Source organism: Ramlibacter sp. G4-7 (assembly GCF_057784995.1).
Window position 1 is genome coordinate 67,260 of record NZ_JBYNTT010000002.1, and the last position, 26,157, is coordinate 93,416.

At 67.8% G+C, this 26,157-nt stretch carries 28 protein-coding genes and 1 tRNA gene; 13 read left to right on the forward strand and 16 right to left on the reverse strand.

The window, feature by feature from the left end:
• Positions 1-161: 161 nt before the first annotated feature.
• Positions 162-1,361 (reverse strand): amino acid aminotransferase, encoded by a 1,200-nt coding sequence (locus tag AC3EGR_RS03260; RefSeq protein WP_488545004.1) that lies wholly within the window; start codon positions 1,359-1,361, stop codon positions 162-164.
• A 94-nt stretch (positions 1,362-1,455) separates the two neighbouring features.
• Here AC3EGR_RS03260 and uvrB point away from each other — a divergent pair, with 94 nt between their 5' ends.
• From uvrB to fdx, 9 genes are all read left to right on the forward strand, one after another.
• Entirely contained in the window at positions 1,456-3,570 is a 2,115-nt protein-coding gene (gene uvrB, locus AC3EGR_RS03265; protein WP_488545005.1) for an excinuclease ABC subunit UvrB, read from the forward strand.
• Position 3,571: 1 nt separating this feature from the next.
• On the forward strand, positions 3,572-4,054 hold the full coding sequence (locus AC3EGR_RS03270; RefSeq protein ID WP_488545006.1) for a low molecular weight protein-tyrosine-phosphatase: 483 nt from the start codon (positions 3,572-3,574) through the stop codon (positions 4,052-4,054).
• Positions 4,055-4,274: 220 nt separating this feature from the next.
• A complete protein-coding gene (gene iscR / locus AC3EGR_RS03275) occupies positions 4,275-4,811 on the forward strand; it encodes a Fe-S cluster assembly transcriptional regulator IscR (RefSeq protein WP_488545007.1) in 537 nt (178 codons plus the stop codon).
• A gap of 34 nt (positions 4,812-4,845) precedes the next feature.
• Positions 4,846-6,066: an IscS subfamily cysteine desulfurase gene (locus AC3EGR_RS03280; RefSeq protein ID WP_488545008.1), complete on the forward strand. Its 1,221-nt coding sequence runs from the start codon at positions 4,846-4,848 to the stop codon at positions 6,064-6,066.
• A gap of 51 nt (positions 6,067-6,117) precedes the next feature.
• The gene (gene iscU, locus AC3EGR_RS03285) at positions 6,118-6,504 is read left to right on the forward strand and encodes a Fe-S cluster assembly scaffold IscU (RefSeq protein WP_488545009.1); all 387 of its coding nucleotides are present in this window, start codon (positions 6,118-6,120) and stop codon (positions 6,502-6,504) included.
• Between the two features lie 5 nt (positions 6,505-6,509).
• Positions 6,510-6,833 (forward strand): iron-sulfur cluster assembly protein IscA, encoded by a 324-nt coding sequence (gene iscA / locus AC3EGR_RS03290; RefSeq protein WP_488545010.1) that lies wholly within the window; start codon positions 6,510-6,512, stop codon positions 6,831-6,833.
• A gap of 5 nt (positions 6,834-6,838) precedes the next feature.
• Positions 6,839-7,357, forward strand: coding sequence for a Fe-S protein assembly co-chaperone HscB (gene hscB, locus AC3EGR_RS03295; RefSeq protein WP_488545011.1), 519 nt, complete (start codon positions 6,839-6,841; stop codon positions 7,355-7,357).
• Positions 7,358-7,367: 10 nt separating this feature from the next.
• Entirely contained in the window at positions 7,368-9,227 is a 1,860-nt protein-coding gene (hscA, locus tag AC3EGR_RS03300) for a Fe-S protein assembly chaperone HscA (RefSeq protein ID WP_488545012.1), read from the forward strand.
• Positions 9,228-9,230: 3 nt separating this feature from the next.
• Positions 9,231-9,569, forward strand: a complete 339-nt coding sequence (fdx, locus tag AC3EGR_RS03305; RefSeq protein ID WP_488545013.1) for an ISC system 2Fe-2S type ferredoxin — start codon at positions 9,231-9,233, stop codon at positions 9,567-9,569.
• Positions 9,570-9,609: 40 nt separating this feature from the next.
• On the opposite strand, the gene AC3EGR_RS03310 is transcribed toward fdx, so the two are convergent.
• Genes AC3EGR_RS03310 through AC3EGR_RS03370 form a run of 13 tightly spaced genes read right to left on the reverse strand, consistent with a single transcriptional unit; the run spans position 9,610 to position 22,212 of the window.
• A complete protein-coding gene (locus AC3EGR_RS03310) occupies positions 9,610-10,464 on the reverse strand; it encodes an isocitrate lyase/PEP mutase family protein (protein ID WP_488545014.1) in 855 nt (284 codons plus the stop codon).
• Between the two features lie 3 nt (positions 10,465-10,467).
• Positions 10,468-11,805 carry an FAD-dependent oxidoreductase gene (locus tag AC3EGR_RS03315; protein WP_488545015.1) on the reverse strand — a complete coding sequence of 446 codons (1,338 nt, stop codon included), beginning with the start codon at positions 11,803-11,805 and terminating at the stop codon, positions 10,468-10,470.
• 4 nt (positions 11,806-11,809) lie between these two features.
• Entirely contained in the window at positions 11,810-13,285 is a 1,476-nt protein-coding gene (locus tag AC3EGR_RS03320) for a dihydroorotase (RefSeq protein ID WP_488545016.1), read from the reverse strand.
• A complete protein-coding gene (locus tag AC3EGR_RS03325) occupies positions 13,282-13,794 on the reverse strand; it encodes a LeuD/DmdB family oxidoreductase small subunit (RefSeq protein ID WP_488545017.1) in 513 nt (170 codons plus the stop codon). The genes AC3EGR_RS03320 and AC3EGR_RS03325 overlap by 4 nt, the downstream gene beginning before the upstream one ends.
• On the reverse strand, positions 13,791-15,056 hold the full coding sequence (locus AC3EGR_RS03330; RefSeq protein ID WP_488545018.1) for a 3-isopropylmalate dehydratase large subunit: 1,266 nt from the start codon (positions 15,054-15,056) through the stop codon (positions 13,791-13,793). Before AC3EGR_RS03330 ends, AC3EGR_RS03325 begins: the two co-directional genes overlap by 4 nt.
• Entirely contained in the window at positions 15,053-16,027 is a 975-nt protein-coding gene (locus AC3EGR_RS03335) for a tripartite tricarboxylate transporter substrate binding protein (protein WP_488545019.1), read from the reverse strand. Before AC3EGR_RS03335 ends, AC3EGR_RS03330 begins: the two co-directional genes overlap by 4 nt.
• A 4-nt stretch (positions 16,028-16,031) precedes the next feature.
• A complete protein-coding gene (locus AC3EGR_RS03340; RefSeq protein WP_488545020.1) occupies positions 16,032-16,745 on the reverse strand; it encodes an ABC transporter ATP-binding protein in 714 nt (237 codons plus the stop codon).
• On the reverse strand, positions 16,742-17,488 hold the full coding sequence (locus tag AC3EGR_RS03345; protein ID WP_488545021.1) for an ABC transporter ATP-binding protein: 747 nt from the start codon (positions 17,486-17,488) through the stop codon (positions 16,742-16,744). Before AC3EGR_RS03345 ends, AC3EGR_RS03340 begins: the two co-directional genes overlap by 4 nt.
• Positions 17,481-18,479 carry a branched-chain amino acid ABC transporter permease gene (locus AC3EGR_RS03350; protein ID WP_488545022.1) on the reverse strand — a complete coding sequence of 333 codons (999 nt, stop codon included), beginning with the start codon at positions 18,477-18,479 and terminating at the stop codon, positions 17,481-17,483. The genes AC3EGR_RS03345 and AC3EGR_RS03350 overlap by 8 nt, the downstream gene beginning before the upstream one ends.
• The gene (locus AC3EGR_RS03355) at positions 18,476-19,348 is read right to left on the reverse strand and encodes a branched-chain amino acid ABC transporter permease (RefSeq protein WP_488545023.1); all 873 of its coding nucleotides are present in this window, start codon (positions 19,346-19,348) and stop codon (positions 18,476-18,478) included. The genes AC3EGR_RS03350 and AC3EGR_RS03355 overlap by 4 nt, the downstream gene beginning before the upstream one ends.
• A 22-nt stretch (positions 19,349-19,370) precedes the next feature.
• A complete protein-coding gene (locus tag AC3EGR_RS03360) occupies positions 19,371-20,588 on the reverse strand; it encodes an ABC transporter substrate-binding protein (RefSeq protein WP_488545024.1) in 1,218 nt (405 codons plus the stop codon).
• A 19-nt stretch (positions 20,589-20,607) separates the two neighbouring features.
• On the reverse strand, positions 20,608-21,399 hold the full coding sequence (locus tag AC3EGR_RS03365) for a GntR family transcriptional regulator (RefSeq protein WP_488545025.1): 792 nt from the start codon (positions 21,397-21,399) through the stop codon (positions 20,608-20,610).
• Between the two features lie 57 nt (positions 21,400-21,456).
• Complete coding sequence (locus AC3EGR_RS03370; RefSeq protein WP_488545026.1) at positions 21,457-22,212, reverse strand: SDR family NAD(P)-dependent oxidoreductase; 756 nt, start codon at positions 22,210-22,212, stop codon at positions 21,457-21,459.
• A gap of 22 nt (positions 22,213-22,234) precedes the next feature.
• On the opposite strand from AC3EGR_RS03370, the gene dnaQ reads away from it, so the two are divergent.
• Positions 22,235-22,951 carry a DNA polymerase III subunit epsilon gene (gene dnaQ, locus AC3EGR_RS03375; protein ID WP_488545027.1) on the forward strand — a complete coding sequence of 239 codons (717 nt, stop codon included), beginning with the start codon at positions 22,235-22,237 and terminating at the stop codon, positions 22,949-22,951.
• A gap of 25 nt (positions 22,952-22,976) precedes the next feature.
• A tRNA-Val gene (locus tag AC3EGR_RS03380) sits at positions 22,977-23,051 on the forward strand.
• 220 nt (positions 23,052-23,271) lie between these two features.
• On the opposite strand, the gene AC3EGR_RS03385 is transcribed toward AC3EGR_RS03380, so the two are convergent.
• Complete coding sequence (locus AC3EGR_RS03385; RefSeq protein WP_488545028.1) at positions 23,272-23,607, reverse strand: hypothetical protein; 336 nt, start codon at positions 23,605-23,607, stop codon at positions 23,272-23,274.
• Between the two features lie 125 nt (positions 23,608-23,732).
• Between AC3EGR_RS03385 and AC3EGR_RS03390 the strand changes: the two genes are divergently transcribed.
• Positions 23,733-24,215 (forward strand): thermonuclease family protein, encoded by a 483-nt coding sequence (locus tag AC3EGR_RS03390; RefSeq protein ID WP_488545029.1) that lies wholly within the window; start codon positions 23,733-23,735, stop codon positions 24,213-24,215.
• A gap of 29 nt (positions 24,216-24,244) precedes the next feature.
• Positions 24,245-25,159 carry a hypothetical protein gene (locus AC3EGR_RS03395; protein WP_488545030.1) on the forward strand — a complete coding sequence of 305 codons (915 nt, stop codon included), beginning with the start codon at positions 24,245-24,247 and terminating at the stop codon, positions 25,157-25,159.
• Between the two features lie 88 nt (positions 25,160-25,247).
• Here the strand turns inward: AC3EGR_RS03395 and AC3EGR_RS03400 are convergent, their stop codons facing one another.
• Entirely contained in the window at positions 25,248-26,033 is a 786-nt protein-coding gene (locus tag AC3EGR_RS03400) for a hypothetical protein (RefSeq protein ID WP_488545031.1), read from the reverse strand.
• Between the last annotated feature and the right edge of the window lie 124 nt (positions 26,034-26,157).

Genomic DNA, 26,157 nt, shown 5'->3' on the forward strand with positions numbered 1-26,157 from the left:
GTAAAGCTAGGCTGCACGAGGTAGAACTACGGATGAGCAGTCCCCCTACCACGAGGGGGGCGATGCTGTCCGGTGTGCGACAGCAAGAGGAAAGCGGCCCGCAGGCCGCGTTTTTCGTGGAATCCGCGTCCCGCCTGCACCCGGGACGCCGATCGCTTCGCTTAGCCGACCACCTTGGCGATCGACTCGACCACGTAGTCGATGTTCTTGCTGTTGAGCGCCGCCACGCAGATGCGGCCGCTGTCGATGCCGTAGACACCGAATTCGTTGCGCAGACGCAGCATCTGCTCCTTGCTCAAGCCCGAGTAGCTGAACATGCCGACCTGCTGGGCGATGAAGCTGAAGTCCCCTTTCACGCCCCTGGCCTTGAGCTTGTCGACGATGGCCAGGCGCATCTGCTTGATGCGGCTGCGCATGCCGGCGAGTTCCTGTTCCCACAAGGCGCGCAGCTCGGGCGTGTTCAGGATGGTGGCCGCGATCTGGCCGCCGTGCGTGGGCGGGTTGCTGTAGTTGGTCCGGATGACGATCTTCAGCTGCGACAGCACGCGCGTGGCTTCCTCCTTGTCGCCGCACAGCACGGACAGGGCACCGACGCGCTCGCCGTACAGGCTCAGGCTCTTGGAGAAGGAGGTCGAGACGAAGAAGTTCTCGCCGGAAGCCAGGAATTTCTGCACGGCCAACCCGTCTTCGACGATGCCCTGGGCGAAGCCCTGGTAAGCCATGTCCAGGAAGGCGACCAGCTTGCGCGCCTTGACGGCGGCGACCACCTGGTCCCATTGGGCCGGGGTGAGGTCGTACCCCGTGGGGTTGTGGCAGCAGGCGTGCAGGACCACGACGGTGCCGGCCGGCGCGGTGTTCAGCGCGGTGAGCATGCCGTCGAAGTTGATGCCCCGGCGGGCGGCGTCGTAATAGGGATAGGTGTCCACCTCGAAACCCGCGTCGCGGAAGATGCCGCGGTGGTTCTCCCAGCTCGGGTCGCTGATGAGGACCCTGGCCTTCGGGTCGAGCTTGAACAGGAAGTCGGCGCCGATCTTCAGTCCGCCCGTCCCGCCCAGCGCCTGCACCGCGGCGACGCGGCCGCTCTTGACCGGCTCGGAATCGGCCCCAAATACCAGGCTCTTGATGGCAGCGTCGTACGCGGCGATGCCGTCGATGGGCAGATAACCACGCGCCGCGTGGGCCGCCATCATCTTCTCCTCCGCCTTCTGCACGCATTCGAGCAGCGGCAGCTTGCCGTTGTCGTCGTAATAGACCCCGACGCCGAGGTTCACCTTCTTCGGGTTGGTGTCGGCGACGAATTGCTCGGTGAGGCCCAGGATCGGGTCGCGGGGCGCCATTTCGACGGCGGAGAAGAGGGACATGGGGTTCCTTGGGATGCGGTGGCAAGAACGCCCGGCCTGTTGTACGCTGGCCGGCTGCCCGCAATTTTAATGGGTCGATTCAGTACTTACCCGAATGAGCGCAATACCCCAGGCCGACGAGGCCCAGCAGCAGGCCAAGGACGGCGAATTCGTCACCTTTCCCGACTCGCCCTTCGAACTCTTCATGCCCTACCCCCCTGCGGGCGACCAGCCGCAGGCGATCGAGAAACTGGTGGAAGGCGTCCAGGACGGCGAGGTCTTCCAGACGCTCCTGGGCGTGACGGGCTCCGGCAAGACCTTCACCATGGCCAACGTCATCGCGCGCCTGGGGCGTCCGGCGATCGTGTTCGCGCCCAACAAGACGCTGGCCGCGCAGCTGTACTCCGAGTTCCGCGAGTTCTTCCCGAAGAACGCGGTGGAGTACTTCGTGAGCTACTACGACTACTACCAGCCCGAAGCCTACGTTCCGCAGCGCGACCTGTTCATCGAGAAGGACAGCTCGATCAACGAGCACATCGAGCAGATGCGGCTGTCGGCGACCAAGAGCGTGCTGGAGCGGCGCGACACGGTGATCGTGGCCACAGTGAGCGCGATCTACGGCATCGGCGCCCCCGAGGACTACACGCAGATGCGCTTCATCATGCGGGTGGGCGACAAGATCGGCCAGCGGGACGTGATCGGCCAGCTCATTCGCATGCAGTACAACCGCAACGAGCAGGACTTCGCCCGCGGAACGTTCAGGGTCCGGGGCGACACGATCGACATCTTCCCGGCGGAACACAGCGAGCTGGCGATCCGCATCGAGCTGTTCGACGACGAGATCGAGACGCTGCAGCTGTTCGACCCGCTCACCGGCCGCATCCGCCAGAAGGTGCCACGCTTCACGGTCTATCCGTCCAGCCACTACGTGACGCCGCGCGAGAAGGTGGTTTCCGCCGTGGAGTCCATCAAAATGGAGCTCAAGGAGCGGCTGGCCTTCTTTGTCAAGGAAGGCAAGCTGGTCGAGGCCCAGAGGCTGGAGCAGCGCACCCGCTTCGACCTGGAGATGCTGGCCGAGCTGGGCCACTGCAAGGGCATCGAGAACTACACGCGCCACCTCTCGGGCGCGCCTCCGGGCGCACCGCCGTCCACGCTGACGGACTACCTGCCCAAGGACGCGCTGATGTTCCTGGACGAGAGCCACCAGATGATCGGGCAGCTCAATGGGATGTACGCCGGCGACCGCGCGCGCAAGGAGACCCTGGTCGCCTACGGATTCCGGCTGCCCTCGGCGATGGACAACCGGCCGCTGAAGTTCGAGGAGTTCGAGACCCGCATGCGGCAGGTCGTCTTCGTGTCCGCCACCCCGGCCGACTACGAGAAGACCCATTCCGGCCAGGTCGTGGAGCAGCTGGTGCGTCCCACCGGCCTGATCGACCCGGTGGTGGAAGTCCGTCCGGCCACCCACCAGGTCGACGACGTACTGCAGGAGATCCGCATCCGGGTGGAAAAGAGCGAGCGCGTCCTGATCACGACGCTGACCAAGCGCATGGCCGAACAGCTGACCGACTACCTCAGCGACAACGGCGTGAAGGTGCGCTACCTGCACAGCGACGTGGACACCGTGGAGCGCGTGGAGATCATCCGCGACCTGCGCCTGGGGCAGTTCGACGTGCTGGTGGGCATCAACCTGCTGCGCGAGGGCCTCGACATCCCCGAGGTGTCGCTGGTGGCCATCCTCGATGCGGACAAGGAAGGCTTCCTGCGCGCGGAGCGTTCGCTGATCCAGACCATAGGCCGGGCGGCGCGCAACCTGAACGGCCGCGCGATCCTGTACGCCGACAAGATGACCGACTCCATGAAGAAGGCCATCGACGAGACCGAACGCCGGCGCGAGAAGCAGGTCGCGCACAACCTGGCGCACGGCATCACGCCGCGCAGCATCCAGAAGAAGGTCCGTGACCTCATCGACGGCGTCTACAGCGAGAAGGCCAGCAAGGAGCAGGAGAAGCAGGAACTCCAGCGCGCGATGGTCGAGGACATGTCCGAGAAGGACATCTCCAGGAAGATCAAGCAGATGGAAAAGCAGATGCTCGAACACGCGCGCAACCTGGAGTTCGAGAAGGCCGCCCGGGTGCGGGACCAGCTCGCGCTGCTCAAGGAGCAGGCTTTCGGCGCATCGGTGCACGACAACGTCGTGCCGATCGATCAGGGCAAGAAGAAGGGCTGAGATGCCAGAGTTCGCCGTCCTCTTCATCTGCATGGGCAACATCTGCCGCAGCCCGACGGCCGAGGGCGTGTTCCGGCACCTGGTGCGGCACGCGGGGCTGCAGGACCGCATCGAGATCGATTCGGCCGGCACCCACGGCTACCACGTGGGCTCGCCGCCCGACGAGCGCAGCCAGCACCATGCGAAGCTGCGTGGCTACGATCTGTCGGCATTGCGCGCACGGCAGGTGGGCTTCGCCGATTTCGAGCGCTTCGACCTCATCCTTGCCATGGACCACGAGAACCTGGCGATGCTCGAGGACGACTGCCCGCCGGAGCACGTCGGCAAGTTGCGCCGCCTGATGGAGTTCGCGCCCACGGATCTCGGCGAAGTGGTGGCCGATCCCTACTATGGCGGCAAGCAGGGCTTCGAGACCGTGCTGGACCACGTCGAAGCCGCATGTGAAGGGCTGCTGGCGCACGTGCGCGCGCGGCTGGAGGCCTGAGCCATCCTTGGTGCACTGCAGAAAAACCCGAGTACCCGAGAGCGGCAGCGGGGTTTTCTGGTATACTTGACCGAAATAGTCAGGAAACCCACCAGCAAGTCATAACAGGCCGGCGCCAAAGCACGGCCGTGAGGGTCCGGCACCAGCCGGAGCAGGGGTGGAGACGGCTTGGCGCGGGGGTTCCGCGCAGGCAGAAAAGCAAGCAGCAAAGGAGCTAGCGATGCGTCTCACGACCAAAGGCCGCTTTGCGGTCACCGCAATGATCGATCTGGCACTGCGCCAGAACAATGGTCCCGTCACGCTGGCGGCGATCAGCCAGCGCCAGCACATTTCGCTGTCCTACCTGGAGCAGTTGTTCGGCAAGTTGCGCCGGCACGAGCTCGTCGAATCCACCCGTGGCCCGGGCGGCGGGTACACGCTCGGCCGCAAGGCGGCCGAGATCACCGTGGCGGACATCATCGTGTCCGTGGACGAACCGATCGACGCCACCCAGTGCGGCGGCAAGGAAAACTGCAACGGCGAGGGCGGCCAGTGCATGACGCACGAGCTGTGGTCCGCGCTGAACCAGCGCATGGTGGAGTTCCTCGATTCCATCAGCCTGCAGAAGCTCGTCGAGGACCAGCTCGCCAAGGGCGTGCAGATCGAAGACAAGCCGACGCCCAAGCGCGCGATCTCGAGCGCGCCGGTGGTCAAGCCCATCCGCGTGAACGCGCCGAACTCGGTGTTCGCGCTGGGCAGCCAGCTCGTCAAGCAATAAGCATTTCGTACCCGCCAGCAGAAGAACGCCAGCAATGGACATGACGCCTCATTTCCCGATCTACATGGACTACGGCGCGACGACGCCGGTCGACCCGCGCGTGGTCGACGCCATGATCCCGTGGTTGCGCGAGCACTTCGGCAACCCCGCTTCGCGCTCGCACGCGTGGGGCTGGGAAGCCGAGGAGGCCGTGGAGAAGGCGCGCCAGCAGGTGGCCGACCTGATCGGGGCCGACCCGCGCGAGATCGTCTGGACCTCTGGCGCCACCGAGTCCAACAACCTCGCGCTCAAGGGCGCAGCGCACTTCTACCAGGGCAAGGGCAAGCACCTCATCACGGTGAAGACCGAGCACAAGGCGGTGCTGGACACGACGCGCGAGCTCGAGCGCCAGGGCTTCGAGGTGACCTACCTCGACGTTCAGGAAGACGGCATGCTGGACCTGGAGCAGTTCAAGGCGGCGATCCGTCCGGACACCATCCTGGCCTCGGTCATGTACGTGAACAACGAGATCGGCGTCATCCAGGACATCCCCACGCTGGGCGCGATCTGCCGCGAGAAGGGCGTGATCTTCCACGTCGACGCCGCCCAGGCCACGGGCAAGGTCGACATCGACCTGAAGAAGCTGCCGGTCGACCTGATGAGCCTGGCTTCGCACAAGACCTATGGCCCCAAGGGCATAGGCGCGCTGTATGTCCGGCGCAAGCCGCGCATCCGCCTGGAAGCGCAGATGCACGGCGGTGGCCACGAGCGTGGCATGCGGTCCGGCACGCTGCCCACCCACCAGATCGTGGGCATGGGCGAGGCCTTCCGCATCGCCAAGGAAGAGATGCACGAGGACCTGGAGCACGCCCGCAAGCTGCAGCAGCGCTTGCTGGTCGGCTTGAAGGACGTGGAGCAGGTCTTCATCAACGGCAACCTGGAGCACCGGGTGCCGCACAACCTGAACATGAGCTTCAACTTCGTCGAAGGCGAGTCGCTGATCATGGGCATCAAGGGGCTGGCGGTGTCCTCCGGCTCGGCGTGCACCTCGGCCTCGCTGGAACCCAGCTACGTGCTGCGTGCCCTGGGCCGCAGCGACGAACTCGCGCACAGCAGCCTGCGCATGACGATCGGGCGCTTCACGACCGAGGAAGAGATCGATTACGCGGTGACGACGATCAAGCAGAACGTCGCCAAGCTGCGCGAGCTGAGCCCCTTGTGGGAGATGTACCAGGACGGCATCGACATCAGCACCATCCAGTGGACCGCGCATTGAAGGTTTTTGCCATCCCGGGACTGGCCCGGGGGCATAGCAGGAGAACACAACATGGCCTATTCGCAAAAAGTCGTTGAGCACTACGAGAACCCGCGCAACGTCGGCTCCTTCGAAAAGGGCGACGAGAGCGTCGGCACCGGCATGGTGGGCGCGCCCGCCTGCGGCGACGTGATGAAGCTGCAGATCAAGGTGAACCCGTCCACCGGCGTCATCGAGGATGCGCGCTTCAAGACCTACGGCTGCGGCTCGGCGATCGCCTCCAGCTCGCTCGTGACCGAGTGGGTCAAGGGCAAGACGCTGGACCAGGCCGCCTCGATCAAGAACGCGCAGATCGCCGAGGAACTGGCGCTGCCGCCGGTGAAGATCCACTGCTCGATCCTCGCCGAAGACGCCATCAAGGCCGCCGTCGCGGACTACAAGAAGAAACACGCGAACTGAAGGCGATGGCAGTGACACTGACCGAAGCCGCGGCCCGGCACGTCACCCGGTATCTCGCCAAGCGCGGGAAGGGGGTCGGCGTGCGCCTCGGCGTCAAGACCACCGGCTGTTCGGGGCTGGCGTACAAGCTCGAGTACGTCGACGAGGTGGCGCCGGAAGACATCGTGTTCGAGAACCACGGCGTGAAGCTGCTCGTGGACCCCAAGTCGCTGGCCTACATCGAGGGCACGGAGCTCGACTTCGTGCGCGAAGGCCTGAACGAAGGCTTCCGGTTCAACAACCCGAACGAGCGCGACCGCTGCGGCTGCGGAGAGAGCTTCCGCGTCTGACGACGGTGAACCTGCACTACAGCGATTTCGAACTCTTCGGCCTGCCGCAGCGCTTCGCGCAGGAGCGTTCCGAGATCGATGCGCGCTGGAAGGAACTCCAGCGCGAAGCCCACCCCGACCGCTTCGCCGCCCAGGGCGCGAGCGCCCAGCGCGCCGCGCTGCAGTGGTCGGTGCGCATCAACGAGGCCTACCAGCGCCTGAAGGATCCGCTCAAGCGGGCGGCCTACCTGTGCCAGTTGCTGGGCGCGCCCATCGACGCCGAGAACAACACCGCCATGCCCGCCGAGTTCCTCATGGAGCAGATGGAGTGGCGCGAGTCCCTGGATGAGGCCGCGGACGAGGAGGAGCTGGACGCCCTGTCGCAGCGCGTCGCCACGCGCCGGCGCGATGTGCTGGCCAGCATCCAGCAGCTGCTGGACCTCGAAGCCGACGCGCCGGCGGCGGCCCAGCAGGTGAGAGCCCTCATGTTCATCGAGCGCTTTGCGCACGACGTCGATTCGCGCCTCGCGCAGCTGGGACAATAGAGGGCTGACCATGTCCCTCCTGCAGATTTCCGAACCGGGCGCCTCGCCCGATCCCCACCAGCGCCGCATCGCCGTCGGCATCGACCTCGGCACGACGCATTCCCTCGTGGCCGCCGTGCGCAACGGCGTGGCCGAATGCCTGCCCGACGACGAGGGCCGGGTGCTCCTGCCCTCGGTGGTGCGCTACCTCGGACAGGGCCGCCGCCAGATCGGCTTCGATGCGCAGGCCGCGCAGGCCGAGGACCCCGAGAACACCATCGCCTCGGTCAAGCGCTTCATGGGCCGCGGCATCGCCGACATCGCCAACCGCGAGAAGCTGCCTTACCGTTTCGCCGAGCATCCCGGCATGGTCACGCTGCACACGCGCGAAGGCGAGAAGTCGCCCGTGGAAACCAGCGCGGAGATCCTGGCCACGCTGCGCCACCGCGCCGAGGACACGTTCAACGAGGACCTGTACGGCGCGGTCATCACCGTGCCGGCGTACTTCGACGAGGCGCAGCGGCAGGCCACCAAGGATGCGGCGAAGCTGGCCGGCATCAACGTCCTGCGCCTGATCAACGAGCCCACGGCCGCCGCCATCGCCTACGGGCTGGACAACGGCAGCGAAGGGCTCTACGCCGTCTACGACCTGGGCGGCGGCACCTTCGACATCTCCATCCTGCGGCTGTCGCAAGGCGTGTTCGAGGTGGTCTCCACCGGCGGCGACTCCGCCCTGGGCGGCGACGACTACGACCGCGCCCTGGCCGACTGGCTGCTGCGCCAGGCGAAGCTGGAGGCCGAGACGCCGTCCGAGAAGGCGCACATCAAGATGCTGGCGCGCCAGGTGAAGGAGCAGCTGTCGGACGCCGAGGCCGTCACGGCCAGCGTCGCGCTCGCCGGCCGCGCCGTCGACGTGCGGGTGTCGCGCAAGGACTTCGAGTTCGAAACGGGCGCGCTGACGGCGCGCACCATGGGAGCGGTGCGCAAGGCCCTGCGCGACGCCAAGCTCACGAAGGACGAGATCAAGGGCGTCGTGCTGGTGGGGGGCTCCACGCGCATGCCGCAGGTGCGCCGTGCCGTCGCGGAATTCTTCGGCCACGACCCGCTCGTCAACCTCGATCCGGACGAGGTCGTGGCCCTGGGCGCGGCGATCCAGGCCAACCAGCTCGCGGGCAACGACCCCGGCGGCGACCTGCTGCTGCTGGACGTGATCCCGCTGTCGCTGGGCATCGAGACCATGGGCGGCCTGGTCGAACGCATCGTGCCGCGCAACGAGACCATCCCGAGCGCCAAGGCGCAGGACTTCACGACCTTCAAGGACGGCCAGACCGCGATGGCGATCCACGTGGTGCAGGGCGAGCGCGACCTGGTGGCGGACTGCCGCAGCCTGGCGCGCTTCGAGCTGCGCGGCATCCCGCCCATGGTGGCCGGGGCGGCGCGCATCCGCGTGACCTTCACGGTCGATGCCGACGGCCTGCTGCACGTGTCCGCGCGCGAGCAGACCTCCGGCGTGGAGGCCAACGTGGACGTGAAGCCGTCCTACGGCCTCTCGGACGAACAGATCGCCAGGATGCTGCAGGAGAGCTTCACGACTGCGGAAGCCGACATGAAGGCGCGCGCGCTGACCGAGGCCCGCGTGGACGCCGAGCGCATGATCCTGGCCACCCAGAGCGCGCTGGCGGCCGACGGCGACCTCCTCGACGCGGCCGAACGACAACGCATCGACGCGCTGGTCGCCACGCTGCGCGAGACCCTGAAGGCCAGCGAGGATGCGGCCGTGGTCGAAGCCGCCGTGCAGGCCGTGGCCAAGGGCACCGAAGCCTTCGCCGCGCAGCGCATGAACGAAGGCATCCGCAAGGCCCTGGCCGGCAAGAACCTCGAGGCCATCTGAGCCATGCCCGTCATCAAGATCCTGCCCCATCCCGAATACGCGCCCAACGGCGCGCAGGTGGAGGCGCCCGCGGGCACCTCGATCTGCGAAGCACTGCTGGACAACGGCATCGCCATCGAGCACGCCTGCGACATGAGCTGCGCCTGCACCACCTGCCACGTGGTCGTGCGCGAGGGCTTCGCCTCGCTCAACGAGATGGACGAAAACGAGGAAGACCTGCTCGACCGCGCCTGGGGCCTGGAGCCGAACTCGCGGCTGTCCTGCCAGGCGATCCTGGACCACAAGGACGTGGTGGTGGAGATCCCGAAGTACTCCATCAACCACGCGAAGGAAAAGCACTAGGCTGCGATGTCGTTGCGGGTCCAGCCCGCAATGACATGTTTCACTCGTACTTCTTCCCCGCCGCCAGCAGCTCCGGCGTGCCGATCACGGCGTTCAGTCCGTCGAAGTCCAGCATCTGCCCGCGCAGCGCCGCCGTCGTGCCGTCCTGCTGCAGCGTTCCGTAGTAGCGCTGCAGGGTGTGCGTCACCGCCCGCGCGGTGCCGCCCGGGAAGATGACGATGCGGAACCCGACCTGGCCCAGCTCCTGTGCGCTCATGACCGGCGTCTTGCCGCCTTCGACCATGTTCGCCAGCAGCGGGACCCGTGCGGCGAAACGCCCGCAGGCCGCGCGCATCTGCTCCGGGCTGCGCAGGGCCTCGATGAAGAGCGCGTCCACGCCCGTTTCCAGGTAGCGCTCGGCGCGTTCGAGCGCGGCGTCCAGGCCCTCGATCGCGAGCGCGTCGGTGCGCGCGAGGATCAGCGTCTCGCTGCTGCGCCGCGCATCGAGCGCCGCCCGCAGCTTGCCGCACATCTCCGCCGCCGCCACCACCGTCTTGCCATCCAGGTGGCCGCAGCGCTTGGGGAAACCCTGGTCCTCCAGCTGGATCATCGCGGCGCCGGCGCGCTCGAATTCGCGCACCGTGCGCTGCACGTTCAGCGCGTTGCCGAAGCCGGTGTCGCCGTCGACGATCACCGGCAGGCGCACGCGGTCGGTGATGTGGGCCAGCGTCTGCGCCACTTCGGTGGCGGTGGTGAGGCCCACGTCGGAGCGGCCCAGGCGCGTGTAGGCGATCGAGGCGCCGGAGAGGTACAGCGCTTCGAAGCCGGCCTGTTCGGCGACGAGGGCGCTGAGCGCGTCGTAGACGCCGGGGGCCAGCAGCGGCTGCGGCCGCGCGAGGAGGGTGCGAAGGGACATGAACTACTTTCTGCCGGCAAGCTGTGCGGCCGCCGTATGCGCCGCGATCCAGCCGCCGGCCACGGCACTGAGCAGGCCGTTGCCGGAGAGATAGCCCCACACCGCGTTGCCGCTGACGCCGCGTGCGGCGCCGCCGGCAGCAAGCAGGTTGGGGAAGAGGGAGCCGTCGGGACGGCGGACGCGGCAGGCCGCATCGATGTCCAGGCCGCCCTGGGTGTGGAAGAGGGCGCCGGTCACGCGCACGGCATGGAAGGGCGGGCCCAGGCGTTCGATCTCCGGCGCGAGGGCCGCCGCCTCGCATCCGATGACCGCGGCCAGGCCGGCGCGGTCGCGGGCCGTGCGCACGGCACCGGCGGCCTCCGCATCGCGGAAATCCGGGAACTCCCGGGCCAGCGCCAGCTGCGCGTCGCCGAACACGTTCCAGGCGATGCCGCCTGGCTGCGCCAGAACGTCCACGGCCGCTTCCGAGTAGCCCTGCGTCTCGTCATGGAAGCGTTCGCCGCGGGCATTGAGCTGCACGCCGCCTTGCATCATCACCGCCCAGGTCATGAGCGCACCTTGCGGCACCACCCAGGAGCCGTGGCCCTGGTAGCCGCCCAGGTCGGCGAGCGCCGCGCCCAGGGCCTTGCCCCACAGGATGGCGCTGCCGTCGTTGCCTGCGTGTGCGGCGAAGGTCGCGTCACGCATTTGCGGCAGCAGCTCGCGCACGAGCGCCGGGTTGCCGCCGAAGCCGTTGCAGGCGAGCAGGAGGACGTCGCAGGCGATGCGCTCGCGCTCGCCGCCGGGGCGGGCGATGCCGACGCCCAGCACACGACCCGCGTCGTCGACGTACAGGTCCTCCACGCGTGCCGACGTGAGCAGGTCCGCGCCCGCCTGCACGGCGGCCCGGTGCAAGGCGGCCACCAGCGCGGCGCCCGTGCGTTCCGGCAGGCTGTGCATGCGGTGCACGCGGTGCCCGGGGTAGAGGAAGTTGCCGAGAACCTCGAAACGCAGCCCGTGCCCGGCCAGGCTGTCCAGCGCCGGCGCGCAAGCTTCGGCGTACGCCTGCACGAGGTGCGGCGCAGCCTGTCCCTTGGCCTTGGCCGTGATGTCCTCGGCAAAGCCGGCGATGCTGTCGGCGATGCCCAGCGCCTGCTGCACGCGCGTGCCCGCGGCCGGGATGAAGCCGGAGGAGAGCGCGGTGGAGCCGCTGGGCGTCGCATCGCGTTCGATCACCACGCAGTCCACGCCCGCATCGCGCAAGGCGATGGCCGCCACCAGCCCGCAGGCGCCGCCGCCCACGATCGCCACCGGCACGCGCACCGGCGCGTCCAGGCGGTCCGTGCGGACGACGCGGCTCATGCGCTCACGCCGTCGGCCGGAACAGGTATTGCCCGCGCGGCTGGCCGATCACGCCCTGGTCCTGCGCGTACACCTGCTCGCCGCGCAGATAGGTGGCCTCGACCCGCGCCGACAGCTCCAGTCCTTCGAACGGGGTGTAGCCCTGCGTCGACGGTGACTCCTTGGCATGGATGGTCCAGGTCTTGGCCGGGTCGACCAGCGCCAGGTCGGCGTCGTAGCCCTCGGCGATGTCGCCCTTGCGGTTGAGGCCGAAGCGCTGCGCCGGCGTCCAGCTCGTCACGCGCGCCATGTGGTTGTAGCCCATGCCGCGCCGCGTGCCTTCGCTCACCAGCGCTGGCAGCAGGTACTCGGTGCCGCCGAAGCCGCTCTTGGCCATCCAGATGTTGCCGAAATAGTGCTTCGGCACCTTGGTTTCGTGGCGGCAGCAGGCGTGGTCGGAGACCACCCAGTCCAGCTCGCCCGCGAGCAGCGCCTGCCAGAGGAACTCCACGTCCTCGCGCGGGCGGATGGGCGGGTTGACCTTGGCCAGTTCCGCCGCCGGCGAGTTGACGTCGAGCATGAGGTGGCCGATGGTCACTTCGCGCTTGAAGTCGATGTGCGGAAACACGTCCGCCATCATCAGCGCCGCCTGCACCGCCTTGCGTGAGCTCAGGTGCAGCAGGTTGATGTTGGGCAGGGCCGTCTCGTTGGCGAGGTAGCTGGCGATGAAGACGGCCAGGCCTTCGGAGTGCTGCGGCCGCGAGGCGCTGTAGGCGGCCAGGCCCGACAGCGACTTGTCCTTCTCCACGATCTTCGTGTACGCCGTCATGATCTCCGCGGTTTCGCAGTGCAGCGACAGCGAGATCTGGTGCGCGCGCCCGGGCATGCTCTCGCGGGCCGCCTGGATGCCGCGCATGATGAACTCGAAGTGCGCGAAGTCGTAGCGCTGGTCTTCACCGATCATGAGGAACTGGCGCTGCGAGTCGCTGGCGCCGTGCAGTCCGTGCGAGCCGTAGAACATGAAGATCTTGAAGCTGGCCACGCCGTGCTTCTCGATCAGCATCGGGATCTCCTCGATGTGGGTGCTGTCCATGGGCGCGAGGTGGTAGCCGTAGTCCACGTGGAAGCGGCCCTGGGACAGCGCCAGCACTTCGGGATAGAAGTCGGCGTAGGGGCCGCCCTTGTTCAGGTAGTACTGGCCGGTGCGGAAGTAGTTCAGGCTGCTGGTCACCCCGCCCATGGCCGCGGCCTTGGACTCGGTGACGGCGTCCTCCGCCAGCGGTGAATAGATGCCGCTGTGCATGTGCGCATCGACCACGCCGGGGAAGGCGAGCAGGCCGCGCCCGTCCTGCACCTGCCTGGCCTGGGACGGGTCGATGCCGGGAGCGATGCGCGCGAACTTGCCGTCCCGCATCGCGATGTCTGCCTCATGCACCACGTTGCCGTGCGGGCGCACCACCCGCACGTTCTTGATCAGCAGGTCGTAAAGCGGTGTGTTCACGTCGGAGTCCTCGCCTGGAAACGTCGTTGCAGTTGGGGAAGCAGCCCGCCTGCCTCGACCATGTCGAGCAGGAAGCCGGGGATGGGGTCGGCCTTCAGCACCTGGCCGTCTTCGCGCGTGACGGTGCCGGCGCGCGGGTCGAAGCGGATGCGCTCGCCTTCGGCGATGGCCTCGCAGCCCGGGCAGGTCACGAGCAGCAGGCCGAGATTGAAGGCGTTGCGGAAGAACAGGCCCGCGAACGAGGGGGCGATGACGGCGGCCACGCCCAGGTGGCGCAGGGCCGCGGCCGCCTGCTCGCGGGAGGAGCCGATGCCGAAGTCGCGGCCGGCGACCACCACGTCGCCGGGTCGCACGGTGGCGGCGAACTCGGGCCGCAGCGACTCCAGGCAGTGCTGCGCGATGACGTCCACGCCGTGCTGCATCCAGCCGCCGGGGGCCAGAGCGTCGGTGTCCACCTCCGCGCCCAGTTTCCACACGCGAGCACCATCGGGCGGCCGTGCGGTGCTCATGCCAGCACCTCACGCGGATCGACGATGCGCCCGGCCAGCGCCGACGCGGCGACCGTGTACGCGGAGGCGAGATACACCTGCGTGCTCGGCGGCCCCATGCGGCCCTTGAAGTTGCGTGCCGTGCTGGAGATGACGGTCTCGTCCGCTTCCAGGCTGTCGCCGTAGCCCGCGCAGATGCCGCAGGCGCTGGGCAGGAGCTGGGCGCCGGCGTCCTGCAAGGCCTGCAGGGTTCCCTCGCGGGCGGCTTCGTCGCGGTCCGCGTGGCTGGCCGGCGCCACCAGCAGGCGCACGCCGGCGGCGATCCGCTTGCCGCGCAGCACTTCGGCCGCGAAGCGCAGGTCTTCCAGCTTGGCGCCCGTGCACGCGCCTATGTAGGCCGCCTGGATCGCCGTGCCCGCGAAGCGGTCCGCATCGCCCGCGTTGGCCGGGCTGAAGGGAGCGGCAACCTGCGGGGCGAGCGCGGCGGCGTCGAACACGTGCTCCTCGGACGCGCTGCCCGGGTCGGAATGCCAGGGGGCCACGTCCACGCCCGGCGCCCCATGCGCCGCGAGCCAGTCGCGCGTGACCGCGTCGGGCGCGACCAGTCCCACCTGGGCGCCGAGTTCCGCGCTCATGTTGGCCAGCGTCATGCGCTCTTGCATGGGCAGCGCGCGCACCGCTTCGCCGGCGAACTCCACGGCCTGATAGGCGCCGCCGTTCATGCCGAAGCGGCCGGTCATCGCCAGCATCATGTCCTTGGCGGTCACGCGGCGTGCGAGCCGGCCGTCCCAGCGCATCAGGATCGTGCGCGGCACCTGCACCCAGATCTGGCCGGTCGTCACCACGCCCAGCATCTCCGTGCTGCCGACGCCGAACATGTAGGCCCCGAAGGCGCCGCCCGTGGGGGAATGCGAATCGCCGCCGACGCAGAACATGCCCGGCCGGATGTGGCCGTGCTGCGGTACGACCACGTGGCAGATGCCCACGGAGTCGTACACGTGCGGCAGCTGCTGCTCGCGCGCCCACTCGCGGGCGATGCGCACGATGCGCCTGGCGTCCTCGCTGCGTTCCGGCACGTAGTGGTCCATCACCAGCACCACCTTGTCCTTGTTCCAGATGTCCGCGCCCAGCTGCTCCAGCATGGGCTGCAGGCGCCGGGGCCCGGACGAATCGTGGAACATGGCGAGGTCGACGCGGCAGGTCACGATCTCGCCCACGCTCACCGCCTCGCGCCCGGCCGCGCGGGCCAGCAGCTTCTGCGCCAGGGACTGGGGCGCGGTCATTCCGGCTTCGCTCCCGAATACTTCACCACATTGGCCCAGCGCGCGATCTCCTCGTGCACGAAGCGGGCGAATTCGTCCGGTGCATTGCCCACGGGCGTGGCGCCCTCGAACTCGATGCGCTTCTTCACCTCCGGCGAGGTGACGGCATGGCGGGCCGCGTCGCTGACCTTCCTGACCAGCTCCGGCGGCATCTTCGCCGGCCCGAACAGGCCGAACCAGGCGCTGGACTGGTAGCCGGGCAGCACCTCCGCGATGGCCGGCACGTCGGGGTACTGCGGCAGCCGCTTCGCGCTGGTGACGCCCAGGGCCTTGAGCTTGCCGGCCTTGAGGTAGGCCTGGGTGTTGCCGACGTTGGCGAACATCATCTCCACCTGGCCGGCCAGCACGTCCTGGATCGCCGGCGACGTGCCCTTGTACGGGATGTTCACGATGTAGGTGCCGGACATCATCTTGAAGGCTTCGCCGGCCAGGTGCACGGAGGAGCCCAGCGAGCCGATCGCGAAGTTCAGCTTGCCCGGGCGGGCCTTGGCCAGCGCGATCAGCTCGCGCACGTCGTTCGCCGGCACCGACGGATGCGCCACCAGCACCGCGGGCGTCGTCGACACCATCGTCAGCGGCGTGAAGTCCTTCTCCGGGTCGAAGGGCAGGCTGGGATAGAGGCTGGCGTTGATCGCGTGGCTGGTGAAGCTCATGAGGAGCGTGTTGCCATCGGGCGCGGCGCGCGCGACCGCTTCCGCGGCGATGTTGCCGCCGGCGCCCGGACGGTTCTCCACGACCACCGTGCGGCCCAGCGCGCGGCCGAGTTCCAGCGCGAGCGAGCGCGCCATGGTGTCGGTGGTGCCGCCGGGAGGCGCGCCGACCAGGATGCGCACGGGCACGGACGTGGCTTGGGCGAAGGAGGTGCCGGCGGCGGCCAGCGCAAGGGCCGCGACCAGCGCGCGGCGGCAGAGGAGGGGAGAGGACTGCTTCATTCTTTCAGACACCCAGGTAAGCCTGCCGCAACCGGTCGGTCGCCAGCAGTTCGGCGCTGCTGCCGGAGAACTGCACGCAGCCGTTCTCCAGCACGTAGGCCCGATGCGCAATCTCCAGGGACTGCGCCACGTTCTGTTCCACCAGCAGGATGGCAAGGCCCTGCGCATGCAGCCGGCCGATGAGCGCGAACAGCTCCTCGACCAGCAGCGGCGACAGGCCCAGCGAAGGCTCGTCGAGGATCAGCAGGCGCGGCTCGCCCATGAGGCCGCGGCCGATCGCCAGCATCTGCTGTTCGCCGCCGCTCATGGTGCCGGCCAGCTGCGCGCTGCGCTCCTGCAGCCGCGGGAAGATGGAGTACACGCGCTGCAGGTTGTCCGCCCGCCGTGCCCGGGCGCGTGCGAAGGAGCCCAGCTCCAGGTTCTCGCGCACGGAGAGGTTGGGGAAGACCTTGCGGCCTTCCGGCACGTGCAGCAGGCCGCTTGCGACCACGTCGCGGTAGTGCGCCCGCGTGATGTCCTGCCCTTCGAAGCGGATGCTGCCGGCGCGCGCCGGGATCAGCGCACTGACGGTCTGGTTGAAGGTGGTCTTGCCGGCGCCGTTGCTGCCCAGGAGCGCCACGATCTCGCCGGGCTGCACGTCCAGGTCGATGCCGCGCAGCACTTCGACGGCGCCGTAGCCGCTGCGCAGGCCGCGGACGGAGAGCAGTGCCTCGCTCATGCGGATTCCACCAGCCGGCGCGCGGTGCCGTGGCCCAGGTAGGCCTCGATGACGCGCGGCTCGCGCGTGACCTCCCGGGGCGTGCCTTGCGCGATCAGCTCCCCCTGCGCCAGCACCCACACGTGGCCGGCGAGATGCATCACCGCCTGCATCACGTGCTCGATCATCAGCACGGTCACGCCGCCGGCCGCGATGGCGCGCACCACAGGCACCATCTCGGCGACCTCCTGCGGGTTGAGGCCGGCCAGGACCTCGTCGAGCAGCAGCAGGCGCGGACGCGTGGCGAGCGCCCGCGCGAGCTCGAGGCGCTTGCGTCCCGCCACGGTCAGGTCGCCGGCGGGTTTGTCCAGTTGGGCTGCCAGGCCGACGCGCTGCGCGACCTGTTCGGCTTCGGCCAGCGCTTCGCGGCGGCCGGCGCAGTGCAGGTGCGCGCCGACGGCGATGTTCTCGCGCACGCTCTGCGCGGCGAAAGGCTGCACGATCTGGAAGGTGCGCGTCATGCCGCGGCGCGCATTGAGGTGCGGCGGCTGTCCCGTGATGTCCGTGCCGTCCAGGACGATGCGGCCTGCGTCGGGGCGCAGGAAGCCGGACATCAGTGCGAACAGGGTCGTCTTGCCGGCGCCGTTGGGCCCGATCAGGGCCGCGAGGCTGCCGGCGTCCAGTTCCAGCGAAACGCCGCGCACGGCGGCCAGCCCGCCGAAGGACTTCGACACCCCCTCCACGCGTAGCAGCGGGCTAGCCACGCAGCACCTCCGGTGGCGGCTCGGCGGCCCGCGGCCGCGACCACAGGCTGCGCACCGACCGGCCCACGCCCAGCAGGCCGCGCGGCGCGAACATCACGATCAGCACCAGGACGGCGCCGTAGATCACCATGTTGATGCCGGGCAGGGCACCGAAGAGGCTGCGCGTGAAGTCCGCCAGCAGGTGCAGCGCCAGTGCCCCGAGCACAGGGCCCCACAAGGTGCCGAGACCCCCGACGATGGCGGCCACCAGCGCCTCCACCGACGTATGCGGGCCGTAGGCGATGCCCGGGTCGATGTACTGGAACACCTGCACGTACAGGGCACCCGCGGCGCCCATGAAGGCGCCGGACAGCGCGATGGCGCCCAGCTTGGCGCGGAAAGGATCGACGCCGATGGCCCGCGCCGCATCCTCGTTGTCGCGCACCGCCTGCAGCCGGGCGCCGAAGCGGGAATGCCGCAACCAGGCCGTGACCAGCAAGGCCAGGGTCACCAGGCCCAATGCGATCCAGACGAAACCGCTGCGGTCGGCGAACTGCATGTTCGCCGCGCCTGCCTTCAGCGGCACCATGAGGCCGACGCCGGCACCGGTGAAGGGCACGGACAGCGCGAGGATGCGGAAGACTTCGGCGAACGCCAGCGTCACGAGCGCAAAGTACGAGCCCTTGAGGCCATAGCGGAAGGAGAGTGCACCGAAGAACACGCCCACCAGCGCCGCCGCCGCCAGCGCGAGCGGCAGCGCCACCCACGGGCTCACGCCGCCTTGCAGTTGCGCGATGGCTTGCACGTAGGCGCCGGTGCCGAAGAACAGCGCATGGCCGAAGGAGAACTGCCCGCCGTAGCCTCCCAGCAGGTTCCAGGACTGCGCCATGAGGCAGCCGTAGAGCGCCATCATCGCGAAATTCAGCACCACGCCGGAACGCGCGGTGGCCGCCACGGCCGCGACCACGGCCACGAAGAGCGCGATCTGCAGCAGGTCTCGGCGGACGGTCATGCCTTCGCTCCGAACAGCCCTTGCGGCCGGAACAGCAGCACCGCGATGAACAGCAGGAAGATGCCGACCTGTCCCAGCGACTCGCCGAACCACAGGCCGCCCAGCGACTCCACCACCCCGATCAGCAGCCCGCCCACCAGCGCACCCGCGAAACTGCCCATGCCGCCGAGCACCACGATGGTGAAGGCCACCAGCACGAAGCCGTTGCCCACCAGCGGATTCACGTAGTAGGCGGGCAGCAGGAAGCAGGCGGCCGCGCCCAGGCAGGCCAGGCCGATGCCGAAGCTCATGGCATACACGTGGTCCACGTCGATGCCGACCAGGCGCGCACCCTGCTTCTCGCGCGCCACGGCGCGGATCGCGCGGCCCAGGTCCGTGCCGCGCATGATCCACAGCAGCAGGCCCGCGGCCACCAGCGCGCCCGCGAAGGCCACCAGCTTGGGCACGGCGATCATGGCCGGCCCGATCGCCACCGTCGCCAGCGTGTACGGCGTATCGATCGAGCGCGTGTCGGACTTGAAGGCGAGCAGCGCCAGGTTTTCCAGCACGATGGACAGCCCCAGCGTGACCAGCAGGATGTTCTCGTCCTTGCCGTGGCTCGCGCGGTTGATGATGCCGCGCTGCAGCGCATAGCCGGCGACGAACATGGCCGCCACCATCACCGGCAGTGCCAGGTAAGGGTCGATGCCCAGCGATGCCTTGAGGTAGTAGACGCCGTACAGCGCCATCATCAGCGCCGCGCCGTGGGCGAAGTTGATGATGTGCAGCACGCCGTAGATCAGCGTGAGCCCCAGGGCGACCAGCGCGTACACGGCGCCGGTGGTCAGGCCGTTCAGGACGGCCGGGAACAGGATGCCGAAGTCGAACATGGCCGTTCCCGTGCTCGCGTGCTCAGGCCTTCAGCGGGAAGACCGGATCGGCCTGGCGGTACTCGCGCGGCACGATCACCTTGATGTCGTTGTCCAGCACCTGCGTCATGAGCGGCTGCGCACCCGTGTTCTGGCCGTTGACGAACTTGGTCGGCCCGTAGGGCAGGAAGTGGTCGCTGAAGGTGCTGGCTTCCAGCGCGTTGACGATGGCGGCGCGGTCGGCGGACTTGCCGCGCTCCAGCGCGTCGGCCAGCAGCCGCATCGCGGTGTACGTGAGGAACACCTCGTAGCTGTAGAACATGTTCTTCGCCTCGGTGCGCTTCTTCAGGTCGAAGGCGCGCTTGTCCTTGGGATTGAACCAGTGGTTGCAGTCGATGATGCCGCGCGCGGCGTCCGGGAACTCCTTGACGAACTTGTAGCTGGAGGCGGCGCCGCCCAGCACGGAGTAGATCGCCTTGGGCATCACCTTCTGCTGCTGCATGGTGCGCACCAGCAGGGCGTACTCGTTGTAGTAGTTGGCCGGGATGACGATGTCCGGGTTGACCGCCTTCATCCGCAGCACGATGTTGTTGAAGTCGCGCGTCGGGTTGGCGTGCTTGATGACCTCTTTCACTTCGTAGCCGTAGCCGGGCAGCTCGCGCGCGAGCAGGTTGGCCGTGCCGGTGCCGAACAGCGACTCCTCGTGGATGATCATCACGCTCTTCGCGGGCTTGCCCGCCGCCGTGTTGAGCACGTGCAGGTTGGCCAGCGCGATCTGCGCGCAGGTGGTGTAGCCCGGGGCGAAGCGGAAGGTGTTCTTCAGCCCGCGCTGCACGATCTGGTCGGCGACGCCGACGTCGACGATGTGCGGCAGGTTGTACTTGGCGGCCGCCTGCGTCGTGGCCAGGCAGATGGCGGAGGCGTAGGCGCCGACGATGCAGCTCACGCCCGCCTCGTTCATCTTCTCGACTTCGGCCGTGCCCGCCGCCGGCGTCGACTGCGCGTCGCCCAGCAGGGCCTCCAGCTTCGCGCCGCCCAGCGACTTGATGCCGCCGGCCTTGTTGATGTCCTCGATGGCCATGAGCGCGCCTTCGCGACACTGCTGTCCCGAATAGGCCAGGGCGCCGGTGACGGGGTGCAGCACGCCGACCTTCACCGTCCGCGGCTGCGCGCCGCCCACGAGCGGGAAGGCCAGCGCGGACGCGGCGGCACCCGCCTGCGCGACGAAGCGGCGGCGGTTCAGGGAGGGGGCACGGGTCATCGAGGTTCTCCTTCTGGGTTCAGTGGAACTGCGCGGACAACTCGCGGCTGACCCACACCCTGGCGTCTATGTCGCCGACGCGGGACAGCTGCATCTGGTACTCGTAGCGATCGGGGCGGTACAGGCCATGCAGCCACTGCACGGGCCGGCCCGCGTCGTCGTGGATCAGGCGGCGCACCGCGAGCAAGGCGGAGCCCACGGCGACGCCCAGGTGCGTGGCGACCTGCGCATCCGCGAGCCGGGCCGAGATCGTCTGCTGGGCACCGCCCATGCGCACGCCGCCTTCCTCCAGCAGCACGAGGATGGGCTTCCTGGCGAGCTCGCGCCGGCCGAAGTGGCGCGCCAGGTCGCCCGGCACCCAGGTCGTGATGAAGGACAGCGGGCCTTCGCGGGTGGAGCGCACGCGCACCGCTTTCTGCACCGCGGCGCCGGGCGCCAGCTGCAGGGCCTGGGCGACCTCGCCCGACGCGCCCACGCAGGCCACCTCCAGCACGCGCACCGTGGTGTTCTGCGTCATGCTGATGATGTTCTCCAGCAGGCCGGTCAGGCGCGTGGTCTTCTGCCGCGCCTGGGCGACGCCCTCGGCCGAGCCCGGGCCCACGGCGCGGGTGCCGCGGCCGCGCTCGCGGGCGATCAATCCCTCGTCGGCCAGCTGCTGCAGCGCGCGCCGCACCGTGACCCGCGCCACGCCGAACTGGCGCATCAGCGCCAGCTCGCCCGGCACGCCCTGCGCGAAGCGCCCCTCGTGCAGCTGCTCGCGCAGCACGAGGTAGATCTGGTGGTACTTGGGCAGGGGCAGGGCATCCGCCATGGGCGCGGATCGTCCGCCCGTCCCAATGTCCTGTCAATGGGACATTTGATGGGACATTCAGGCGGACGAGTAGCCGCCGTCGACCGGGATCGCCGCGCCGGTGACGAAATCGCTGGCGCTGCTGGCGAGGAACACGGCGATGCCGGCAAGATCCTGCGGCACGCCCCAGCGACCCGCCGGGGTGCGGGCCAGCACCCGCTCGTTCAGTCCCGGCACCTGCCTGCGCGCGTCGACGGTGAGCTCGGTGTCTATCCACCCCGGCAGCACCGTGTTCGCCTGGATGTTGTCCTTGGCCCAGGCCAGCGCGAGCGACTTCGTCAGCTGCACGATGCCGCCCTTGCTGGCGCAGTACGCGGGCGCGTAGGGCGCGCCGAACAGCGACAGGATCGAGCCGATGTTGATCACCTTGCCGCCGCCTGCCTTCTTCATGAGCGGCCAGGCCTCCCGGGCGCAGAGGAAGGCGCCGGTCAGGTTCAGGTCCATCACCGAATTCCATTCTTCCAGCGTGAAGTCCTGCGGCTGCTTGCGCACGGTGCTGCCGGCGTTGTTCACCAGGATGTCCAGGCGGCCATGGCGGCGGTCGACCTCGGCGAAGAGCGCCTTCACGGCGGCTTCGTCCGTCACGTCGCAGGGCAGGGCGTCCGTCCGCAGGCCCAGCGACTGCAGTTCGCGCAACGCCGCCGCGGATTTTTCCGCGTTGCGGCCCACGACGATGAGGGTGGCGCCGGCCTGCCCCAGGCCCCGCGCCATCCCGAGGCCCAGCCCTCCGTTGCCCCCCGTGACGAGGGCGATCCGCCCGTTCAGGTCGAACATGCGCTCAAGCATAATGCCGGCGATGCGCCAGATCGTCCTCGACACCGAAACCACGGGTTTGTCCGCAGAAGCCGGCGACCGCATCATCGAGATCGGCTGCGTCGAGCTGGTGGCCCGCAAGCTGACGGGCAACAACAAGCACTGGTACCTGAACCCCGAACGCGACTCGCACGAGGACGCGCTGAAGGTGCACGGCATCAGCAACGAGTTCCTGCGCGACAAGCCCAGGTTCGCGGCGGTCGCCGACGAACTGATGGAGTACTGCGCGGGCGCCGAGATCATCATCCACAACGCCGCCTTCGACATCGCCTTCCTGAACAAGGAACTGGAACTGCTCGGGCGCCCGGCCTTCACGCGGCACGTCGGCAAGGTCACGGACACCCTGGCCATGGCCAAGGAGATGTACCCCGGCAAGCGCAACAGCCTCGATGCGCTGTGCGACCGCCTGGGCGTGGACAACTCCAGCCGCACGCTGCACGGCGCGCTGCTGGACGCGGAGCTGCTGGCCGACGTCTACATCAACCTCACGCGCGGCCAGGACGCGCTGCTGATCGACGAGGCGGACGCCGGCGCGATCGGCGCCATCGTCACGCGCGTGGACCTGCGCCAGTTCACCCTGCCGGTGCTGCTGGCCAACGACCAGGAAGCGGCCGCCCACGAGGAAGTCCTCAAGCAGTTGGACAAGGCCTCGGGCGGCAAGACAGTCTGGCGTCAGGTGCCTTTTTCGCCTGTGGCATAATCGCGCTCTTGCCTGAACGGGCAACGGGTGATTAGCTCAGCGGTAGAGCACTGCCTTCACACGGCAGGGGTCACATGTTCGATCCATGTATCACCCACCATACAAATCAAGCACTTACGCCACCCTCGGGTGGCGTTTTGCTTTGCGGTATGAAAAAGATATGAAAAAGGTGCTGCGCCGGAAGTTGGTTCCTGCTTCGTACGCGTGCGTACCGTGCGCGTAATGGGTTGAGGCCGTCGCCAGCGCCCCGACGACCTCGATGCCTGCTGCTCCCGGCAAGTGGTCCTGCATCGGCTGTCGCCACGGGCTGCATGACCATGTCAGGGCCGCTTGTTCGCGGGATTCCGCACGGCCTTCGTCGGCTTCGGCAGGTCTGGGCCAGGATCGGAGGCCATCGGAGTCGGCAGCTTCGCCATCCGCCTGAAGATCGCGTTGGCCTTGCTGGACGCCATCTGGGCCTTCACCAGAGCCTCAGTGGTCTCGGAGTGAGCTTCGCCCGTCACCTTGTCTTCCTCGATCTTCCTGACCAACTCGCCGATGAAGACCACCCGCTCAAGCGGAGTCATCCCCTTGGTCGCCCGATCCAGCGCCCGGAAGTCCTCGGGATGAACGATTTGCATCGGTTCTGCGTGTGGGTTCTTCTTCCTGGCCGTCATCGCTACACCTTCATCGCGGAGGTAGCTAATGCTACGGTACGGTCGTCCCTGGGTTAGCTCAATACGTTGGTGTACCTGTGCGAGTCCTGAGCCTTCTTGGTGTCTTCGTGTCGGCGGTGATTGCCATGAACACGGCCTGTGCCGAGTCCATGGTGGGCGTGGTGGTCGGCGTGACGGACGGCGACACCATCACCGTGCTGGACGACGATCTCCAGCAGCACAAGGTGCGGCTCGCAGGGATCGACGCACCCGAGAAGGCCCAGGACTTCGGCGGTCAGGCGAAGAACAACCTCGCCGCGATGACGTTCGCGCGCAGGGTAACAGTGGAGTACCACAAGGAGGACCGCTACGGGCGGCTAGTAGGCAAGGTTCTGGTCTCCGGCATGGATGTCAACTTGCAACAGATCGAGGCTGGCATGGCGTGGTTCTTCAGGGCCTACGAGCGCGAGCAGCCGCTGTCGGACAGGTTGGCCTACGCCGCCGCAGAGGACGCAGCCAAGAGGCTGAAAAGGGGCTTGTGGAGCCTCCCCGGTGCGCAGCCGCCATGGGAGTTTCGCCGTTCCGGACATGGCCCATCCAGCGCATTGCACCCTCCGGCAGTCCCGTGATCGAATGGTGACAGCACCTCGGCAATGACATGAAGAAACCCGCCTTAAAGGCCACGACTGTCACCGGCATCATTGGCGTCGCCGCCATCGTGGTCCTCACGACCGTCGCGGCCATGATCGGCGTCGCGGCGATCATCCGTGTTGCCGCCCACCCCTGGGCGAACTGGACCCTTCTGCTCGAATACCTAAAGGTTTTTTTGAGCTGGCCGCCGGTGGCAGTCATCATGTTTCTTGTTGCGGTCTGGAAATTCGGGCCTGCGATCAGGGAGAAGCTCTCGCACCTCAAGGAACTTGAAGTGCCGGGCGGGAGGGCCGGGTTTTTTGAGCAGCAGCAGGAAGTTCCAACCCCGCCTCCCGACCCTGTAGACGTGAATGGGGCCACGGCGAAAACTGGCGCTCCTGCACCTGCGGCAACACCCGCACCAGCAGAGGCGGTGGCTGCGGCACCAGCGCCAGAAACTCCCGCACCCGCACCCGCACCCGCACCTGCACCCGCACCTGCACCTGCACCTGCACCTGCACCTGCACCTGCACCTGCACCTGCACCTGCACCGGCGTCACGCCCTGACACCGTCGCGGCGGACCTCACTCAACTTAAGAAGGCTATCACTCAGCTCCGCGAGTACATCGAGTTCGAGCAGGTCTACGGCGTTCTATACGGCAGCCAATGGGAAATGCTGGAGGCCATGACGCGGCCCCCGCACAGGCTGAGCGAGTCAGACATGCATCGGTTTCTTGAGCTACACAAATCGAGGACGGGCGATGCACCGTGGAGTTTGAAAACAATTCACGACTTCCGTCTAGTGTTTTTCAAGAACGAACTGATGAAATGGAATGACGAGATGCCGTCACCGACTGTTGGACCATACGCTTCGTTGACGGAGAAGGGCAGCAGGTTTACTCAGTACATTCGGGCGACTCGCACGGCCGGGCGTCCTTGGTAGTCAACTTGGAAGGGGGGCTCGTCGCCTCCTGCTGCTCGCCCTCGCAAGGCACCAGCCCCAGTCTGCGTCACGCATCCGATGCTTGTCGTCAGAACGGCGTGAACTTCACGTACTCGCAGGTGAGCTGCCGCTCCTTGTCCTTCCAGTCGTACTCGTACTCGGCCTGGTCAAACCCACTGCACTTCGTGTCACCGAAGAAGGTGGCATTCGGGTTCGTGATGACGCGGCGGGCGAAGTACTTCCAGAAGGTGAGCTTCAGGGAGCCTGCATCAGGGGTGACGGGCTCAAACCGGCCAACGTTCACCGCACCGCACGGGCCGGACGGGGCGTCCTGGACGATCCACACAGCGCCTTCGTTCCCGCGCCGGAAGGTCTGCTTGAACGTGTTGCTGGACACCGTGCAGGTCTTCAGCTTCCGTTCGTGGTCGCTGCGGATAACAGCTAGGAAGTTTGTCTCCGTGGGGGCCTTGCAGTAGGCCAGAAGCCCCCTCGCAGCGGCGAGAGCGTCCCGGCGCTGTACTGGTGTCATGGCGGCGAGAGCCTCCGGCTTCGGAGCCTGCGCTCGACCTTCAAGCACGGCGGCCATGGTCTCGTACCCACGACATTCCTCGGCGCTGAACCTCACTCCTTTCGCAAACTCCTGCTTCGCCTGGGCGATGGCCGCGGAAAGGTCCCCCGGGCCTGCGGCTTGCCGGATGCTTGCCTGCGTGAACTCGCACTCCATCGCTGCACCTGTGGGGCGGCAGGCGTACGTGAGCGAACTGTTCTCCTTGGTGTTGTATGCGATTCCGTTTGTCGGCATATCGGCGGGTTGCGCTACCGATGTGTCCATCACGATCATGATTGAAGCAAAAAGAACTACGCGAACGTGCATGCAAACCTCCATCGCCGATTGTTGAGGCGGAGGCTTGAAAAGTCACGCGTGTCTCCAGGTGCAACCTGAGGTTCAGGGGCGGAATTACCCGGAGCGCAGACGGGTGGGAGTCGCGCCGCACCCG

Excerpts from the sequence above, each read along its gene's own strand:
- AC3EGR_RS03260 (WP_488545004.1), bottom strand. The coding sequence starts at position 1,361 with ATGTCCCTCTTCTCCGCCGTCGAAATGGCGCCCCGCGACCCGATCCTG.
- uvrB (WP_488545005.1), top strand. The coding sequence starts at position 1,456 with ATGAGCGCAATACCCCAGGCCGACGAGGCCCAGCAGCAGGCCAAGGAC.
- AC3EGR_RS03270 (WP_488545006.1), top strand. The coding sequence starts at position 3,572 with ATGCCAGAGTTCGCCGTCCTCTTCATCTGCATGGGCAACATCTGCCGC.
- iscR (WP_488545007.1), top strand. The coding sequence starts at position 4,275 with ATGCGTCTCACGACCAAAGGCCGCTTTGCGGTCACCGCAATGATCGAT.
- AC3EGR_RS03280 (WP_488545008.1), top strand. The coding sequence starts at position 4,846 with ATGGACATGACGCCTCATTTCCCGATCTACATGGACTACGGCGCGACG.
- iscU (WP_488545009.1), top strand. The coding sequence starts at position 6,118 with ATGGCCTATTCGCAAAAAGTCGTTGAGCACTACGAGAACCCGCGCAAC.
- iscA (WP_488545010.1), top strand. The coding sequence starts at position 6,510 with ATGGCAGTGACACTGACCGAAGCCGCGGCCCGGCACGTCACCCGGTAT.
- hscA (WP_488545012.1), top strand. The coding sequence starts at position 7,368 with ATGTCCCTCCTGCAGATTTCCGAACCGGGCGCCTCGCCCGATCCCCAC.
- fdx (WP_488545013.1), top strand. The coding sequence starts at position 9,231 with ATGCCCGTCATCAAGATCCTGCCCCATCCCGAATACGCGCCCAACGGC.
- AC3EGR_RS03310 (WP_488545014.1), bottom strand. The coding sequence starts at position 10,464 with ATGTCCCTTCGCACCCTCCTCGCGCGGCCGCAGCCGCTGCTGGCCCCC.
- AC3EGR_RS03315 (WP_488545015.1), bottom strand. The coding sequence starts at position 11,805 with ATGAGCCGCGTCGTCCGCACGGACCGCCTGGACGCGCCGGTGCGCGTG.
- AC3EGR_RS03325 (WP_488545017.1), bottom strand. The coding sequence starts at position 13,794 with ATGAGCACCGCACGGCCGCCCGATGGTGCTCGCGTGTGGAAACTGGGC.
- AC3EGR_RS03330 (WP_488545018.1), bottom strand. The coding sequence starts at position 15,056 with ATGACCGCGCCCCAGTCCCTGGCGCAGAAGCTGCTGGCCCGCGCGGCC.
- AC3EGR_RS03335 (WP_488545019.1), bottom strand. The coding sequence starts at position 16,027 with ATGAAGCAGTCCTCTCCCCTCCTCTGCCGCCGCGCGCTGGTCGCGGCC.
- AC3EGR_RS03340 (WP_488545020.1), bottom strand. The coding sequence starts at position 16,745 with ATGAGCGAGGCACTGCTCTCCGTCCGCGGCCTGCGCAGCGGCTACGGC.
- AC3EGR_RS03350 (WP_488545022.1), bottom strand. The coding sequence starts at position 18,479 with ATGACCGTCCGCCGAGACCTGCTGCAGATCGCGCTCTTCGTGGCCGTG.
- AC3EGR_RS03355 (WP_488545023.1), bottom strand. The coding sequence starts at position 19,348 with ATGTTCGACTTCGGCATCCTGTTCCCGGCCGTCCTGAACGGCCTGACC.
- AC3EGR_RS03360 (WP_488545024.1), bottom strand. The coding sequence starts at position 20,588 with ATGACCCGTGCCCCCTCCCTGAACCGCCGCCGCTTCGTCGCGCAGGCG.
- AC3EGR_RS03365 (WP_488545025.1), bottom strand. The coding sequence starts at position 21,399 with ATGGCGGATGCCCTGCCCCTGCCCAAGTACCACCAGATCTACCTCGTG.
- AC3EGR_RS03370 (WP_488545026.1), bottom strand. The coding sequence starts at position 22,212 with ATGTTCGACCTGAACGGGCGGATCGCCCTCGTCACGGGGGGCAACGGA.
- dnaQ (WP_488545027.1), top strand. The coding sequence starts at position 22,235 with ATGCGCCAGATCGTCCTCGACACCGAAACCACGGGTTTGTCCGCAGAA.
- AC3EGR_RS03385 (WP_488545028.1), bottom strand. The coding sequence starts at position 23,607 with ATGACGGCCAGGAAGAAGAACCCACACGCAGAACCGATGCAAATCGTT.
- AC3EGR_RS03390 (WP_488545029.1), top strand. The coding sequence starts at position 23,733 with ATGAACACGGCCTGTGCCGAGTCCATGGTGGGCGTGGTGGTCGGCGTG.
- AC3EGR_RS03395 (WP_488545030.1), top strand. The coding sequence starts at position 24,245 with ATGAAGAAACCCGCCTTAAAGGCCACGACTGTCACCGGCATCATTGGC.
- AC3EGR_RS03400 (WP_488545031.1), bottom strand. The coding sequence starts at position 26,033 with ATGCACGTTCGCGTAGTTCTTTTTGCTTCAATCATGATCGTGATGGAC.